Origin of the sequence: Stenotrophomonas sp. PS02301 (assembly GCF_029959485.1) — a bacterium.
In the GTDB taxonomy this organism is placed as follows: Bacteria; Pseudomonadota; Gammaproteobacteria; order Xanthomonadales; family Xanthomonadaceae; genus Stenotrophomonas; species Stenotrophomonas maltophilia_Z.
Genome location: NZ_JASCOO010000004.1, coordinates 25655 through 39691 on the forward strand (window position 1 = coordinate 25655; position 14037 = coordinate 39691).

General features: G+C 69.0%; 14 protein-coding genes. 9 read left to right on the forward strand and 5 right to left on the reverse strand.

The window, feature by feature from the left end; genetic code table 11:
* Positions 1-24 precede the first annotated feature (24 nt).
* A complete protein-coding gene (locus QMX81_RS01925; RefSeq protein ID WP_282257900.1) occupies positions 25-1830 on the forward strand; it encodes an MFS transporter in 1806 nt (601 codons plus the stop codon).
* Positions 1831-1854: 24 nt separating this feature from the next.
* Here QMX81_RS01925 and QMX81_RS01930 read toward each other — a convergent pair whose 3' ends face one another.
* The 3 genes from QMX81_RS01930 to QMX81_RS01940 form a co-directional block, all read right to left on the reverse strand.
* Positions 1855-2355, reverse strand: a complete 501-nt coding sequence (locus QMX81_RS01930) for a hypothetical protein (RefSeq protein ID WP_121040737.1) — start codon at positions 2353-2355, stop codon at positions 1855-1857.
* A 47-nt stretch (positions 2356-2402) separates the two neighbouring features.
* Positions 2403-2963, reverse strand: a complete 561-nt coding sequence (locus tag QMX81_RS01935) for an HdeD family acid-resistance protein (protein ID WP_121040739.1) — start codon at positions 2961-2963, stop codon at positions 2403-2405.
* 71 nt (positions 2964-3034) lie between these two features.
* Entirely contained in the window at positions 3035-3748 is a 714-nt protein-coding gene (locus QMX81_RS01940; protein ID WP_282257901.1) for a ComF family protein, read from the reverse strand.
* Positions 3749-3818: 70 nt separating this feature from the next.
* Here QMX81_RS01940 and bioB point away from each other — a divergent pair, with 70 nt between their 5' ends.
* The 5 genes from bioB to bioC all read left to right on the forward strand — a co-directional run bounded on the left by bioB (position 3819) and on the right by bioC (position 8669).
* The gene (bioB, locus tag QMX81_RS01945) at positions 3819-4853 is read left to right on the forward strand and encodes a biotin synthase BioB (protein ID WP_282257902.1); all 1035 of its coding nucleotides are present in this window, start codon (positions 3819-3821) and stop codon (positions 4851-4853) included.
* A 62-nt stretch (positions 4854-4915) separates the two neighbouring features.
* Positions 4916-6127 carry an 8-amino-7-oxononanoate synthase gene (bioF, locus tag QMX81_RS01950; protein WP_282257904.1) on the forward strand — a complete coding sequence of 404 codons (1212 nt, stop codon included), beginning with the start codon at positions 4916-4918 and terminating at the stop codon, positions 6125-6127.
* Positions 6128-6143: 16 nt separating this feature from the next.
* Entirely contained in the window at positions 6144-6905 is a 762-nt protein-coding gene (gene bioH / locus QMX81_RS01955; RefSeq protein ID WP_282257907.1) for a pimeloyl-ACP methyl ester esterase BioH, read from the forward strand.
* A gap of 60 nt (positions 6906-6965) precedes the next feature.
* Entirely contained in the window at positions 6966-7748 is a 783-nt protein-coding gene (locus QMX81_RS01960) for an SDR family oxidoreductase (protein WP_282257908.1), read from the forward strand.
* 36 nt (positions 7749-7784) lie between these two features.
* A complete protein-coding gene (bioC, locus tag QMX81_RS01965; protein ID WP_282257909.1) occupies positions 7785-8669 on the forward strand; it encodes a malonyl-ACP O-methyltransferase BioC in 885 nt (294 codons plus the stop codon).
* 41 nt (positions 8670-8710) lie between these two features.
* Here bioC and QMX81_RS01970 read toward each other — a convergent pair whose 3' ends face one another.
* Together QMX81_RS01970 and QMX81_RS01975 are read right to left on the reverse strand one after the other, a co-directional pair.
* On the reverse strand, positions 8711-9322 hold the full coding sequence (locus tag QMX81_RS01970; protein WP_183073725.1) for a YdcF family protein: 612 nt from the start codon (positions 9320-9322) through the stop codon (positions 8711-8713).
* Positions 9307-10266 carry a pyridoxal-phosphate dependent enzyme gene (locus QMX81_RS01975; protein ID WP_121040755.1) on the reverse strand — a complete coding sequence of 320 codons (960 nt, stop codon included), beginning with the start codon at positions 10264-10266 and terminating at the stop codon, positions 9307-9309. Before QMX81_RS01975 ends, QMX81_RS01970 begins: the two co-directional genes overlap by 16 nt.
* A 148-nt stretch (positions 10267-10414) precedes the next feature.
* Between QMX81_RS01975 and QMX81_RS01980 the strand changes: the two genes are divergently transcribed.
* The 3 genes from QMX81_RS01980 (at position 10415) to QMX81_RS01990 (ending at position 13989) form a co-directional block, all read left to right on the forward strand.
* Complete coding sequence (locus QMX81_RS01980; RefSeq protein ID WP_121040757.1) at positions 10415-10939, forward strand: hypothetical protein; 525 nt, start codon at positions 10415-10417, stop codon at positions 10937-10939.
* A 494-nt stretch (positions 10940-11433) separates the two neighbouring features.
* Positions 11434-13323, forward strand: a complete 1890-nt coding sequence (mnmG, locus tag QMX81_RS01985) for a tRNA uridine-5-carboxymethylaminomethyl(34) synthesis enzyme MnmG (protein WP_121040762.1) — start codon at positions 11434-11436, stop codon at positions 13321-13323.
* A 135-nt stretch (positions 13324-13458) separates the two neighbouring features.
* Positions 13459-13989, forward strand: a complete 531-nt coding sequence (locus QMX81_RS01990; protein WP_121040764.1) for a gamma carbonic anhydrase family protein — start codon at positions 13459-13461, stop codon at positions 13987-13989.
* The last annotated feature ends 48 nt before the right edge of the window (positions 13990-14037 follow it).

The window sequence follows — 14037 nt, forward strand, 5'->3', positions numbered from 1 at the left end:
GCACTTGCAGACAGGACCGGCACGATGAACGATGTTTCCGCAGCCATGCCCGTGCACGCAGGCGCCTCCGCGCCACGCTGGCCGGTACGCTATCTGTTGTTCATCGGCGGCATGGGGGGGCTGCTCTACGGCATCGACATCGGCATCATCGCCGGTGCCCTGCCCTATCTGGAGGCCACCGCCACCGCGAGCTGGCACCTGACCAGCCAGCAGTTGGGCTTCGTGGTCGCCGCGGTGCTGCTCGGCAGTGTGCTGTCTTCACTGTTCGCCGGGATGGTCGCCGACCTGATCGGCCGCCGTGGCGCGATGCTGCTGGCCGGCGTGCTGTTCACCGCCAGCATTCCGGTGATGGCCCTGTCCGATGGCTATGGCGCGCTGTTGATGGGGCGCCTGCTGCAGGGCATCAGTGGCGGGCTGATCGGCGTGGTGGTACCGCTGTATCTGGCCGAAGTGCTCAGCCCGGAACGACGTGGGCGTGGCGCGGCGATGTTCCAGCTGCTGCTGACCATCGGCCTGGTGCTGGCCGCGGTGATCGGGCTGTACCACGCGCATGCCGTGGATGCCGCGACCGCCGCCGTGCGCCATCTACCCGGTGCGGAGCAGCAGCGCCTGCTGTTCGACATCAAGGACCATGCGTGGCGTACCATTTTCTGGAGCTGCCTGCTGCCGGGCCTGGTATTCACCGGCGGCGTGCTGCTGATCAGTGAATCCCCGCGCTGGCTGGTGCGCCGTGGCCGCATCGACAAGGCGCGCCGTGCCCTGCAGCGTACCGTCGCCGCGGGCGAGGTGGAGCCGACCCTGCAGCGCATGCGGGCGCCGGACGAGCTCCAGATCGGCCGCAACGGCAAGCGCGACCCGCTGCTCAGCCGCCGCTATGTGTGGCCGTTCGTGCTGGCCTGCCTGGTGCTGGCCTTCACCCAGGCCACCGGCATCAACTCGGTGCTGGCCTACGCCGTCAACATCCTCAACCAGGCCGGCCTGCCCGGCTCGGTGGCCAACGGCGCCGATGTGGCGATCAAGCTGCTCAACGCGGTGATGACCGTGGTCGCGCTGGTACTGGTGGACCGAAAAGGCCGCAAGTTCCTGTTGATGCTTGGCAGTGGCGGCATCACGCTGTCGCTGCTGGCCGCTGCACTGTTGTTCGTGCAGAGCGAGCGTGGGCGGCTGGACGTGCACGCCACGCTTCAGCAACAGGTGAGCGGCACCACCCTGTCGCTGCCGCTGGATGCCGCGCAATGGCAGCGGCTGGATGGCAACGCCGGCGCCGCGCCGCAGCAGCTGACCGTGTCGTATGCCTACGGCGGCTTCAGCAACGTGCGCTCACTACGCAGCGACAACCCGATCGACGCCACGCTGCAGATCCGTCGCGAAGACGCGGTGTCGGCCGACAGCGTGATCGGCCGTTTCTTCCGCACGCTGCATCTCAACCCGTTCCCGGACCCGGCGCAGGCCGCCAACGCGCCGCTGGTGATCGAACGTGCGGTGATCGGCCCGGTGCCCTCGCCCACCCACGGCTGGCTGGTCGCCGGCTGCATTCTGCTGTTCGTCGCGTTCTTCGCGGTGGGCCCGGGCGTGTGCGTGTGGCTGGCGCTGTCCGAGCTGATGCCGACCCGCATCCGCTCCAACGGCATGAGCATCGCCCTGTTGATCAACCAGTTCGTCTCCACCGTGATCGCCGCGATCTTCCTGCCCACGGTCGGCCATCATGGTTACGCCAGCATGTTCTTCTTCTGGGCCGGCTGTACGTTGCTGTACTTCCTGATCGCCGCGTTCTGGCTGCCGGAGACCAAGGGCAAATCGCTGGAGCAGATCGAGGCGAATTTCCGCTGAACGGTCCGCAGCCCGACTTGGGGCTCAGGGAGCCTTGCCCGTGATCTCCGTATACAGCCGGTGCGCTTCTTCCGTGCTGTCCAGCCCGCTCACCTGCATGGTCTGGGCGAAGGGGCCGGCAATGACGGCGACATTGAGGACCTGATCGCCGACAGTAAACGCCACACGCTTGGCGACGCGCGCTTCGGTCGCCGCAAGGATGCGTGGTGCCGCGTCATCCGTGAAGCGCAGGATCAGGGTCCCGTGGCCGGTATGACCGTCGCTGCCCACGGCCACCGTGGCGATGTCGGCCGTGGTGATGAAGGCCGGCTCGATCAAGGGCAGCGCGTTGCCGTCGCGGTCCTTGAGCGTGGTGACGCCGGGGCGTTGGGCATCCTCGGCCACCTCCCGCATCTGGATGCGTGCGTTCGTCAACGGTGCGACGCCCGCCGTCGTCTCGGGCGCGGCGGGTGCAGGCGGCGCCTGGGTGCAGGCGCTGAGGCCGGACGCCAGCGCCATCGTGACGATCAACAGGGTGCTGCGCATGCGTATCTCTCCATCAGGAAGGACACGAGTATCGCCGCTGCGCGTGCTCAGCGCAGGCGGCGGATGCGCCAGGCGACCACGATCTGCAGCACGCCGTAGAGCAGGCTGCCGATGCCGATCCACAGCGTGGTGACGGCAATGCCTGCAATCGGGTTGGCCACCATCATCGCGCCGAGCACGATCGCCAGCACGCCGCTGAGGATCAGCAGCCACTCGCCCTGGATTTCCTTGCGCACCCGGATCGCGAACACGATGCGGTAGATACCGGCGACGATCAGCCAGGCGGCCAGCAACAGGATCAGCACACTGGCCGTGGCCAGCGGGTTGAGCACGGCCAGCACACCGAATACCACCGAGGCCAGCGCGTAGACCAGCAGCCACCCGCGCGGCACGCCACTGCGGCCGAACAGCGCGAACAGGCTGATCAGGCCTTCCACCAGCGCCATCACGCCGATCGCCCAGGCCAGTGCGGTGGCGGCCGAGAGCGGCCGTGCGATCGCGACCAGACCGAAGACAACGGCGACCACGCCGTACAGCATCAGCACCCACCAGCTGCGGCCGATGGCAGTGAGAAGCGGCGAGGTGCGCGGATCCGGCGGCAGGTTCATGGGACGTCCTTGCGAGGGTGATGACACCCCGATGGTACGTCCTCGCAGCGTGCAAGGCGCGGCAACGGCGCTCACGGCACGCGCGCACAGACCCAGACCTGCATCGGGCCGGCACCGGCGTACTGCAGCGCGCGCAGCGCGGCATCGGTGGTTGCCCCGGTGGTCATTACATCGTCGACGATGGTCAGCCCGGCGGGCGGGTGGCCGCGTACCGCGAACGCATCGCGCAGGTTGCAGCGCCGGGCATCCGCATCCAGGTTCGATTGCGCCGCGGTCTCGCGGGTCCGTTGCAGCCCGTTCCAGAGCGGGCAGCACAGCCCGCGCGCCAGCGGCTTGCTCAGTTCCAGCGCCTGGTTGTAACCGCGCTGGCGCAACCGGCGGCGGTGCAGCGGCATCGGCTGCAGCGGCCCGGCCAGAAACGGCGGCACGCGCTGCAGCATCAGTTGTGACAGCAGCCGGCCGGCGGCCAGGTCCTGGTGGAATTTCAACCGGATCAGCAACCGGTCGATCGGCGGCGCATACAGGAACGCGGCACTGGCCGCCGCCTGGCGGGGATACTCGTCCACGCAGCGCTCGCAGTGGTCCCCCGCTGCGTCACCGGGATCGGTCGCCGCCAACGGCAGGGCGCAGCGACGGCAGGCGCGGTCGTTCCACGGTAGCGCCTGATGGCAGGCGCGGCACAGATCCATCCCGTCCTCGCCCGGGCTCTCGCAGACCAGGCAGCGCAGCGGGAGGATCTGCCAGCCGAGCCAGCCCAGGGCGCCGTAAACTTTTGATAAGTCCATATGGTTGACAGATGAGGGCGGCCTCACCAGACTGCCGCCCTTTCGTTCCACTATCTGTCAGGACACTCCCATGGCTTCTGTCATCCGACACGACTGGCACCGCGAGGAACTGCTGGCGCTGTTCGCGCTGCCGTTCCCGGCGCTGCTGCACCGCGCGGCCAGCGTGCACCGCGAGCAGTTCGATCCGGCGGAAGTCCAGATTTCGACCCTGCTCTCGGTCAAGACCGGCGGCTGCCCGGAAGACTGCGCGTACTGCCCGCAGGCGCAGCGCTACAGCACCGGGGTGGACGCACAGAAGCTGATGGCCACCGACGATGTCGTCGCCAAGGCCCGCCAGGCCAAGGCCGCCGGCGCCTCCCGGTTCTGCATGGGTGCGGCCTGGCGCTCGCCCAAGGACCGCGATATCCCCAAGGTGGCGGCGATGATCCGCGAGGTGAAGGCACTCGGCCTGGAGACCTGCGCCACCTTGGGCATGCTCAGCGGCGCGCAGGCCACCGCCCTGCGCGAGGCCGGGCTGGACTACTACAACCACAACCTGGACACCGCGCCGGACTACTACGATTCGATCATCCACACGCGCCAGTACCAGGACCGCCTGGACACGCTGGCGCACGTGCGCGATGCCGGCCTGAAGACCTGCTGTGGTGGCATCGTCGGCATGGGCGAGACCCGCGAGCACCGCGCCGGCCTGCTGCTGGCGCTGGCCACCCTGCCCGCCCACCCGGATTCGGTGCCGATCAACCGCCTGGTACAGGTCGCCGGCACGCCGCTGCATGGCACCGCCGAGCTGGACCCCTTCGAGTTCGTGCGGATGATCGCGGTGGCCCGCATCGTGATGCCACGTGCAATGGTGCGGCTCTCGGCCGGACGCGAGGCGATGAGCGACGAGCTGCAGGCGCTGTGCTTCTTGGCCGGGGCCAACTCCATCTTCCATGGCGAAAAGCTGCTGACCACCGGCAACCCGGACACCGGGCGCGACCTGGACCTGTTCGCGCGGCTGGGCCTGCGCCCGATGCCGGTCACGGTGGATGCCGACGGGCACGACCACCCGGGCACGGTGCACGCCGACATCACCGCCGGCGGCGGCTGCGGGCGGGCGGCCTGAGCCCCGAGCAGCGGGCCCGGCAACCGGGTACGCTAACGGCCCACCCGGACCCCCTGACGACCATGGCCCGTCCTGACCTGCACGACCGCATCCAGGCCCTGCGCAAGCTCCGCGACGCGCAGGGGCGCCTTCGCGTGCGCCGCGTGGTGAGCCGGCGCGATGGCGTGCGGCTGGACGTCGATGGCCAGTGGCTCACCGGTTTCTGCAGCAATGACTATCTGGGTCTGTCGCAGCAGTTCGGCGTGGTCAGCGCACTGCAGGATGCGGCCGCGCGCGAAGGCACCGGCGCCACCGGATCGCACCTGATCTGCGGCCACCACGTGCTGCATGAAGCGCTTGAACAGGAAATGGCCGATTGGCTCGGCTATCCGCGGGCGCTGCTGTTCGGCAGTGGCTTCGCGGCGAACCTCGCGGTGCAGCAGGCCCTGCTCAGCGAAGAAGACGATGTGTGCGTACAGGACCGCCTCAACCACGCCAGCCTGCTCGATGCATCGCGCCTGGCCGGTTGCCGCCTGCGCCGCTACCCGCATCTGGATACCGAAGGCGCGCTGCGTCAGCTCAAGCACGCGCCCAGCGGCGCGGCGATGCTGGCCACCGACGGCGTGTTCAGCATGGACGGCGACATTGCCCCGCTGCGTTCCCTGTCGTTGGTGGCGCGCATGCAGGAAGCGCTGCTGTACGTCGATGACGCGCACGGCATCGGTGTGGTCGGCGAACACGGCCGCGGCTGCGTGGCCGATGCGGGCCTGGGCGTGAACGATGTGCCGCTGCAGCTGGCCACGCTCGGCAAGGCGCTCGGCGGCAGCGGCGCGGTCGTGCTCGGCGACGAGGCGATGATCCAGCACCTGGCCGAAACCGCGCGCCCCTACATCTACACCACCGCCGTGCCGCCGGCGCAGGCGGCCGCCGCCCTGGCCGCGGTGAAGCTGGCCCGCCGCGATGACTGGCGCCGCGAAAAGCTCACCGAACTGATTGGCATCTTCCGCACCGGCGCCCGCCAGCACGGCCTGGAACTGATGCCATCGGATACCCCGATCCAACCCCTGCTGTGCGGCGCCGAATCGACGGTGATGGGCATGTCGGCCGCGCTGGAAGCCGCCGGTTTCCTGGTCAGCGCGATCCGTCCGCCCACCGTACCGGAGGGCAAGGCGCGCCTGCGGGTGACCCTGTCCGCCCTGCACACACCTGCCGAGGTGCGCGCACTGGTCGATGCGATCGCGCACGCCCGCGACACTGTGGTGCAGCCGCCATTGCTGACTGCCGTGACCGCGTGACAGCGCTGGGTTGAGCATGCAGATCGATGTCATCGGCCAGGGCCCCGCGCTGGTCCTCATCCACGGCTGGGCCCTGCACGGCGGCGTGTTCGCACCGTTGGTGGACCGCCTGTCGGCGCACTTCCAGCTGCACCTGGTGGATCTGCCCGGCCACGGCGCCAGCCGCGCTGACACCACGCCGCTGCGCCTGCCGTACGTGGTCAATGCCATCGCCGCCGCCACGCCGCCGGCGGTCTGGTGCGGCTGGTCGCTAGGGGGGCTGTTCGCGCTGCATGCTGCCGCGACCCTGCCTCAGGTGCGTGCGCTGGCGATGATCGCCGCCACGCCGCGTTTCGTGCGCGGCGACGACTGGCCGCATGCGGTGGAGCCGGCGGTGTTCGAACAGTTCGGTCAGGACCTCGCGCAGGATTATCGCGGCACGCTGGAGCGCTTCCTCGCGCTGGATGCGATGGGCTCCGAACACGCCCGACAGGAACTGCGCACGCTGCGCGGGATGCTCGTCGCGCGCGGTGAGCCCACCCCACGCGCATTGCAGGAAGGCCTGCGCCTGCTGGAGAACACCGATCTGCGCGGCGCCCTGGCCCAGCTGGGCAAGCCCAGCCTGTGGCTGGCCGGCCAGCGCGACCGGCTGGTCTCGGCGCGCGCCATGCAGGCTGCCGCCGCGCTGGCGCCGGGCGCGCAGGCGCATGTGATCGCCCAGGGCGGGCATGCCCCTTTCCTCGGCCATACCGACGAGGTGGCCGCGCAGCTGCAACACTTTGTTGCCGCGCTGCCTTGACCTGTTCCGGCCGCGCATCGCCGATCATGTACGCCTGCCTTTCTCCACAGGACTGACCCCATGGATCTTGGAATCGCCGGCCGTTGGGCCCTGGTCTGCGCCGCCAGCAAAGGCCTCGGGCTGGGCTGTGCACGCGCACTCGCCCGCGAGGGCGTCAACGTGGTCATCGCCGCGCGCGGTGAAGCGGCCCTGGAACGCGCCGTGCTCGAACTGCAGGGCCTGCCGGGCGCACGCAGGGTGATCGGCGTGGTTGCCGACATCACCACGCCGGAAGGCCGTACCGCCGCGCTGGCCGCCTGCCCGCAGGTCGACATCCTGGTCAACAACGCGGGGGGCCCGCCGGCGGGCGATTTCCGCCAGTTCACCCGCGAGGACTGGATTGCCGCACTGGATGCCAACATGCTGGCCCCGATCGAGCTGATCCGCACCACGGTGGATGGCATGATCGAGCGTGGTTTCGGCCGCGTGGTCAACATCACCTCCTCCTCGGTGAAGGCCCCCATCGACATCCTCGGGCTGTCCAACGGCGCGCGCTCCGGCCTGACCGGGTTCGTGGCCGGGCTGGCACGCAAGACCGTCGCCCACAACGTCACCCTCAACAATCTGCTGCCGGGCCAGTTCGATACCGATCGCCTGCGCGGCAACTTCGCGTACCTGGCGCAGCAGCAGGGCATCGATGCCGGCCAGCTTGCCGAGCGCAAACGCACGCATATTCCCGCCGGCCGCTTCGGCACCGCCGATGAGTTCGGTGCCGCCTGCGCCTTCCTGTGCAGCGCACAGGCCGGCTACATCACCGGGCAGAACCTGCTGATCGATGGCGGCGCCTACCCGGGCACCTTCTGAGTCCACCGCACCACCGTTTTGAGCCGTGAGTACCCCATGACGTCCAGCTTCGATCCCCATCACGTCCGCCGCGCCTTCTCGCGCGCCGCCAGCAGTTACGACGCCGCCGCGGCACTGCAGCGCGAGGTGGAAAAGCGCCTGCTCGAATCGCTGGATTACCTGGAAAACCGCCAGCCGCAGGTGGTGCTCGATGTCGGCAGCGGCACCGGCCATGCCAGCGCTGTGATGAAGAAGCGCTGGCCGAAGGCCCAGGTGATCGCGCTGGATCTGGCCCAGCCGATGCTGCGCGAGGCGAAGAAGCAGGCGGGCTGGTGGAAGCCGTTCTCGCGCGTGTGCGGCGATGCGCAGGCGCTGCCGGTGCTGGACCAGAGCGTGGATGTGATCTTCAGCAACCTGTGCCTGCAGTGGGTGGAGGATCTGCCGGCGGTGTTCGCCGGGTTCCGCCGCGCGCTCAAGCCCGGGGGCCTGCTGCTGGTCTCCACGTTCGGGCCGGAGACCCTGATCGAACTGCGCGATGCGTTCGCCGCCGCCGACGAGGTGCCGCATGTCAGCCGTTTCGCACCGATCGCACAGTTCGGCGATGCGCTGATGATGTCCGGCTTCCGCGATCCGGTGCTGGACCGCGACCTGTTCACCCTGACCTACGACGACCTGACCGCACTGATGCGCGAGCTGCAGGCGATCGGCGCCACCAACGCGCGCCATGACCGCCGCCACACCCTGACCGGGCGCGGGCGCTTCGATGCCGCGCGGGCGGCCTACGAGCCGCTGCGGCGCGAAGACGGCACGCTGCCCAGCAGCTGGGAAGTGATCTACGCACACGCCTGGGCGCCGGAAGGCGGCGCGCCGATCCGCGAGCGCGGGCACGATGTTGCCACGGTGCCGGTCTCGGCGATTCCGATCCGCCGCAAAACGCCCTGAGTCGACCGCACTGATCGCGTAGAGCCAACCACGGGTCGGCGCTACGACGGGAACAGATCGCGATGGAAGAAGTAGATTTCCTGCGCCAGGAACCGCCAGCTGGTGTGGAAGCTGCGGAAGCGCGTGCTCGGCGTGGACGAGGCCAGCGCATCGATGCCCAGCTCGCGGCACAGGCGCAGCGCGCGGGCCATGTGCAGCGGGTCGCTGACGATGATCACGCGGTGCAGCTTGCGCTGATCCATCAAGCGCCGCGCCTCGATCAGGTTCTGCCGCGTGGTGCGTGAGGCGGTCTCGATCAGGATCGCATCGTCGGGCACGCCCTGCTTGAGCGCATAGCGGCGCGCCACCTGCGATTCGGAAAAGCGCGCGCCGGTGCCGCCGTAGCCACCGGTGAAGATCAGCAGCGGCGCATAGCCCTGCTGGTACAGGTCCAACCCGTGCCGGATGCGCTCTTCGAACACCGGCGACGGCTTGGCGTCATAGGCCGCCGCGCCGAGCACGATGATCGCATCGGCTTTCTGCGCCTGGTCGCGCTCGCCGATCCAGACGATCCACGCGGTGACCCCGAGCAGCCACACCGCCAGCACGATGCACAGCCGCCACAGCCACCCGAACACACCCACCCGCGTGCGCCGGCTCATGCCGCACCCCACGGCAGGGCATCCAGATCGACATTGCCACCGGACAGCACCACGCCGACCCGTTTGCCGGCAAAGCGCGCCGGTTCGGCGAGGATCGCCGCCAGGGCGATGGCCGAGGACGGTTCCACCACCTGCTTGAGCACCTGCCAGATCTGCCGCATTGCGGCGACGGTGGCCTCATCGGCGACGGTGATGACCTGCGCCGCGCCCTGCAGCAGGGCGAAGTTGGGCGCGCCGAGCGTCCCGCGCAGGCCATCGCAGACGGTGTCGGGGGTGAAGTCGATGCGGCGCTCGCCAGCCGCCAGCGAGCGTGCGGTATCGGCCGCGCCCAGCGGTTCGGCCAGAACCAGCCCGGTTGCCGGGGCGACCGCCTGCAGCGCCAGCCGCGTGCCCGAGGCCAGGCCGCCGCCGCCCACCGGCACCACCATCATGTCCAGGCCCTCGCTGGCGTGCAGCAGCTCCAGCGCCGCCGTGCCCTGGCCGGCGATCACCTGCGGGTCGGTATACGGATGCACCAGGGTCGCCCCGGTTTCGGCCTGGACCTGGGCGCACATCGCTTCGCGCGCGGCGATCGAGGCATCGCAGCGCCACAGCGTCGCCCCGTGACGGCCGATGTTGGCCAGCTTGGCGGCCACCGCGCCCTCGGGCACGACCACGTGGCAGGCGATGCCGCGGGTGCGCGCAGCCAGCGCCAACGCCGCGCCATGGTTGCCGGAGGAGTGGGTGACCACCCCGCGCCGGGCCTGCGCCTCCTCCAGCGCCCAGACGGCATTGCAGGCACCGCGGAACTTGAACGCCCCGCTGCGCTGCAGATGCTCGGCCTTGAAGAACACAGTGGCGCCGGTCATCGCATCCAGCGTGCGCGAGCGCAGTACCGGCGTCACGCAGGCGTGCACGGCAATGCGCGCCGCCGCCGCCAGCACGTCGTCAACACAGGGCAAGGGTGAATCGCTCATGACGCAAGATTAACGTATGCCCCATGCCCACACCCGTCCGGATGAACGTGTCAGCATGGCAACCATTCATTCGGATCGGGCTGAGTTAAGGGCCGATTCAATGCCCTGGGCTGAAGCTGGCCCTACAGCCCTTTGGGGGGACCCCATCATGAAAATGCGCCTTGTTCTTGCCGGTGGCCTGTTATTGGCCCTGTCCGGCTGCGCGACGTACGACTATGTCGGCGGTGGCGGCGGCAATGGCTACTACCACGGCGCACCCTCGGTCGAGTATCGCTACCCGGCCGGCTATCCCTACGGCTACGGCAGCGGCTATTACGGCGGCGGTGGCTATTACGGCTACGGCGGGTATGGCGGTGGTTACGGCTATCCGGTGTATCGCCCGTACCCGAACTATCGCCCGCCGCACAATCATCGGCCGCCGCCGCGCCCCGGCAACGGCAACGGCAACCCCACCCGTCCGCCGGATCGCCCGCGTCCGAACAACGGCGGCTCGCCGTGGCGGAACATGGATTCGGTGGGTGGCCCGCGCCGCCCGCAGCAGCAGCAACAGCAGCGCCCATCCCCACCGCCCCAGGCACGCCCGGCCCAGGCCCCGCGTCCCTCTGCGCCGAGGATGAACGGTTCCCCGTGGCGGAATCTTAACAATGCGAACCAACGCACAGTTGAGCCGTGAGATGGCTTGATTTTCACGCGCCCGGCAGTTCACTCTAGTCGGGCAGTGACAGTCACGGTCACAAAGTGCCAAAAGCGACAAGTGACGTCACATTCGGCTCTATGTCGATATCCGCCAGGAACATCTGGATCCCCCCTGTTCCGGCCCTGTCGGATGTCGGCACCTACAACGCAGAAGGCCCCGCCAATGGCGGGGCCTTTTGTATCTGGCGCACAGCCAGCCGCCGCGCGCCGGCAAAAAAACAGGGCCGGCAGTCCCCCGACTACCGGCCCCTCTGCTTCCCCACGATGCGCTTGGACCGGCCCCTGTTCCAATTCCGGTCCGTTACGCACAAGGCGCATGCCATCCTGGGTGCTATTGGGTTATCTGCAGAAAACGTGCCAACTTGAGGGTGGATTTCATCGCCCCCGACGAATGGCGCTAAAATCGCCACCCGCGCCCTGCCTACAGGGCTGACCCTGGGCCGCCCGGCCCCGTCCCGAGTTCCTCCGCCAATGACTGACTCCTTCTATCGCTACGACGTCATCGTCATCGGCGGCGGCCACGCCGGCACCGAAGCGGCGCTGGCGGCCGCGCGCAGTGGCGCGCGCACCCTGCTGTTGACCCACAACGTGGAAACCATCGGCGCGATGAGCTGCAACCCGGCCATCGGCGGCATCGGCAAGGGCCACCTGGTCAAGGAGATCGACGCCCTCGGCGGAGCGATGGCGCATGCCGCCGACCGCGCCGGCATCCAGTGGCGCACGCTCAATGCCTCCAAAGGCCCGGCCGTGCGCGCCACGCGCTGCCAGGCCGACCGCAATCTGTACCGGATGGCGATCCGCCAGATCGTCGAAGCCCAGCCCAACCTGACCGTATTCCAGGCGGCGGTCGATGACCTGATCATCGAAGGCGATGCCGTGCGCGGTGCGATCACCCAGACCGGGCTGCGCTTCAGCGCGGCCGCGGTGGTGCTCACCGCCGGCACCTTCCTGGCGGGCAAGATCCACGTTGGTGAAACCCAGTACGCCGCCGGCCGCATGGGCGACCCGCCGGCGACCACGCTGGCCGCGCGCCTGCGCGAGCGCCCGTTCGTGATCGACCGCCTCAAGACCGGCACCCCGCCACGCATCGACGGCCGTTCGCTGGATTACACCGTGATGGAAGAACAACCCGGCGACGATCCACGCCCGGTGATGTCCTTCCTGGGCAGCGTGGCCGAGCACCCGGCGCAGGTCAGCTGCTGGATCACCCATACCAGCGAGCGCACGCACGAGATCATCCGCAACGCCCTGCACCGCTCGCCGCTGTACAGCGGCCAGATCGAAGGCATCGGCCCGCGCTACTGCCCCTCCATCGAGGACAAGGTGGTGCGCTTCGCGGAAAAGGCCAGCCACCAGATCTTCGTCGAGCCCGAAGGGCTGGACGTGGTCGAGATCTATCCCAACGGCATCTCCACCTCGCTGCCCTTCGATGTGCAGCTGGAGCTGGTCCGCAGCATGCGCGGTTTCGAGAACGCGCACATCACCCGCCCCGGCTACGCGATCGAATACGACTTCTTCGATCCGCGCGGGCTGAAGAACACGCTGGAGACCAAGTCCGTCAGCGGCCTGTTCTTCGCCGGCCAGATCAACGGCACCACCGGCTATGAAGAAGCCGCCGCGCAGGGCCTGCTGGCCGGGCTCAACGCCGCGCGCTTCACCCGTGACGACGCCGGCTGGTGCCCGCGCCGCGATGAGGCCTACCTGGGTGTCCTGGTCGACGATCTGATCACCCACGGCACCAACGAGCCCTACCGCATGTTCACCAGCCGCGCCGAATACCGGCTGCAGCTGCGCGAGGACAACGCCGATGTGCGCCTGACCGGCCTGGGCCGCGAGCTGGGCCTGGTCGACGAGCGCCGCTGGGCCGCCTTCCAGACCAAGCAGGATGCCGTGACGCAGGAAACCGCACGCCTGCGTGCGCTGTGGGCGACGCCAGGCAATGCGCTGGGCCGCGAAGTGGAGGCCACGCTGGGCGTGGCGGTCAGCCGCGAAACCAATGTGCTGGACCTGATCAAGCGCCCGGAACTGGACTACGCCACGCTCATGCAGGTGCCGTCGCTGGGCCCGGCCGTGGCCGATGCCAAGGTCGCCGAACAGGTCGAGATCGGCGTGAAGTACGCCGGCTATCTGGACCGCCAGCGCGACGAGATCGAACGCCAGCAGCGCCACGAGAACACCGCGATCGCGGCCGATTTCGATTACGCCGGCGTACGCGGTCTCTCGGCGGAAGTGCAACAGAAGCTCGAGCGCGTGCGGCCGCAGACCCTCGGCCAGGCCCAGCGCATCCCCGGGATGACCCCGGCGGCGATCTCGCTGCTGCTGGTGCACCTGGAGCGCGCGCGCCGTACCCGCGCCGCGTAACACGGCACCGACCGCCGGTAGAGCCGACCGGTGGTGTACGGACCATCGGCAGGCGGCGGGCGCACCCGCGCTATCATCGGGGGCCGGGACAACGCTGCAGGCGGCGTCCCAGCCCTGCGTTGCCGGAGTTTGCGCATGTCCCCGATCCGCCCCTTCCTCGACACACTGCCGATGCTCGGCGAGCGCGTCTACATCGATCCGGCGTGCACGATCATCGGCGATGTGGTGCTGGGCGATGACGTCTCGGTGTGGCCGGGCACGGTGATCCGCGGCGATGTGAACCACGTGCGGATCGGTGCGCGCAGCAACATCCAGGACGGCACCATCATCCACGTCAGCCACCACAGCCCGTTCAACAAGGGCGGCTACCCGACGATCATCGGTGAGGGCGTCACGGTCGGCCACGGCACCATCATCCATGCCTGCACGATCGGCGATTACTGCCTGATCGGCATGGGCGCCTGCATCCTGGATGGCGCGCAGGTAAGCACGCACGGCTTCCTGGGCGCCGGCGCGGTGCTTGGCCCGGGCAAGGTGGTCGGCGAAGGCGAGCTGTGGCTGGGCAACCCGGCACGGCTGGCGCGCACGCTCAGCGACAAGGAGATCGAGTCGCTGCATTACTCGGCCGATCACTACGTGCGCCTGAAGGACCAGTACCGGGGTTGATTGCGGCCACCCCGCTGGGCATCGGGATCCGTGCGCGGTAAAGTCCTC

Excerpts from the sequence above, each read along its gene's own strand:
- QMX81_RS01960 (WP_282257908.1), top strand. The coding sequence starts at position 6,966 with ATGGATCTTGGAATCGCCGGCCGTTGGGCCCTGGTCTGCGCCGCCAGC.
- QMX81_RS01935 (WP_121040739.1), bottom strand. The coding sequence starts at position 2,963 with ATGAACCTGCCGCCGGATCCGCGCACCTCGCCGCTTCTCACTGCCATC.
- bioC (WP_282257909.1), top strand. The coding sequence starts at position 7,785 with ATGACGTCCAGCTTCGATCCCCATCACGTCCGCCGCGCCTTCTCGCGC.
- QMX81_RS01940 (WP_282257901.1), bottom strand. The coding sequence starts at position 3,748 with ATGGACTTATCAAAAGTTTACGGCGCCCTGGGCTGGCTCGGCTGGCAG.
- QMX81_RS01925 (WP_282257900.1), top strand. The coding sequence starts at position 25 with ATGAACGATGTTTCCGCAGCCATGCCCGTGCACGCAGGCGCCTCCGCG.
- mnmG (WP_121040762.1), top strand. The coding sequence starts at position 11,434 with ATGACTGACTCCTTCTATCGCTACGACGTCATCGTCATCGGCGGCGGC.
- QMX81_RS01930 (WP_121040737.1), bottom strand. The coding sequence starts at position 2,355 with ATGCGCAGCACCCTGTTGATCGTCACGATGGCGCTGGCGTCCGGCCTC.
- bioH (WP_282257907.1), top strand. The coding sequence starts at position 6,144 with ATGCAGATCGATGTCATCGGCCAGGGCCCCGCGCTGGTCCTCATCCAC.
- QMX81_RS01975 (WP_121040755.1), bottom strand. The coding sequence starts at position 10,266 with ATGAGCGATTCACCCTTGCCCTGTGTTGACGACGTGCTGGCGGCGGCG.
- bioB (WP_282257902.1), top strand. The coding sequence starts at position 3,819 with ATGGCTTCTGTCATCCGACACGACTGGCACCGCGAGGAACTGCTGGCG.
- QMX81_RS01980 (WP_121040757.1), top strand. The coding sequence starts at position 10,415 with ATGAAAATGCGCCTTGTTCTTGCCGGTGGCCTGTTATTGGCCCTGTCC.
- QMX81_RS01990 (WP_121040764.1), top strand. The coding sequence starts at position 13,459 with ATGTCCCCGATCCGCCCCTTCCTCGACACACTGCCGATGCTCGGCGAG.
- bioF (WP_282257904.1), top strand. The coding sequence starts at position 4,916 with ATGGCCCGTCCTGACCTGCACGACCGCATCCAGGCCCTGCGCAAGCTC.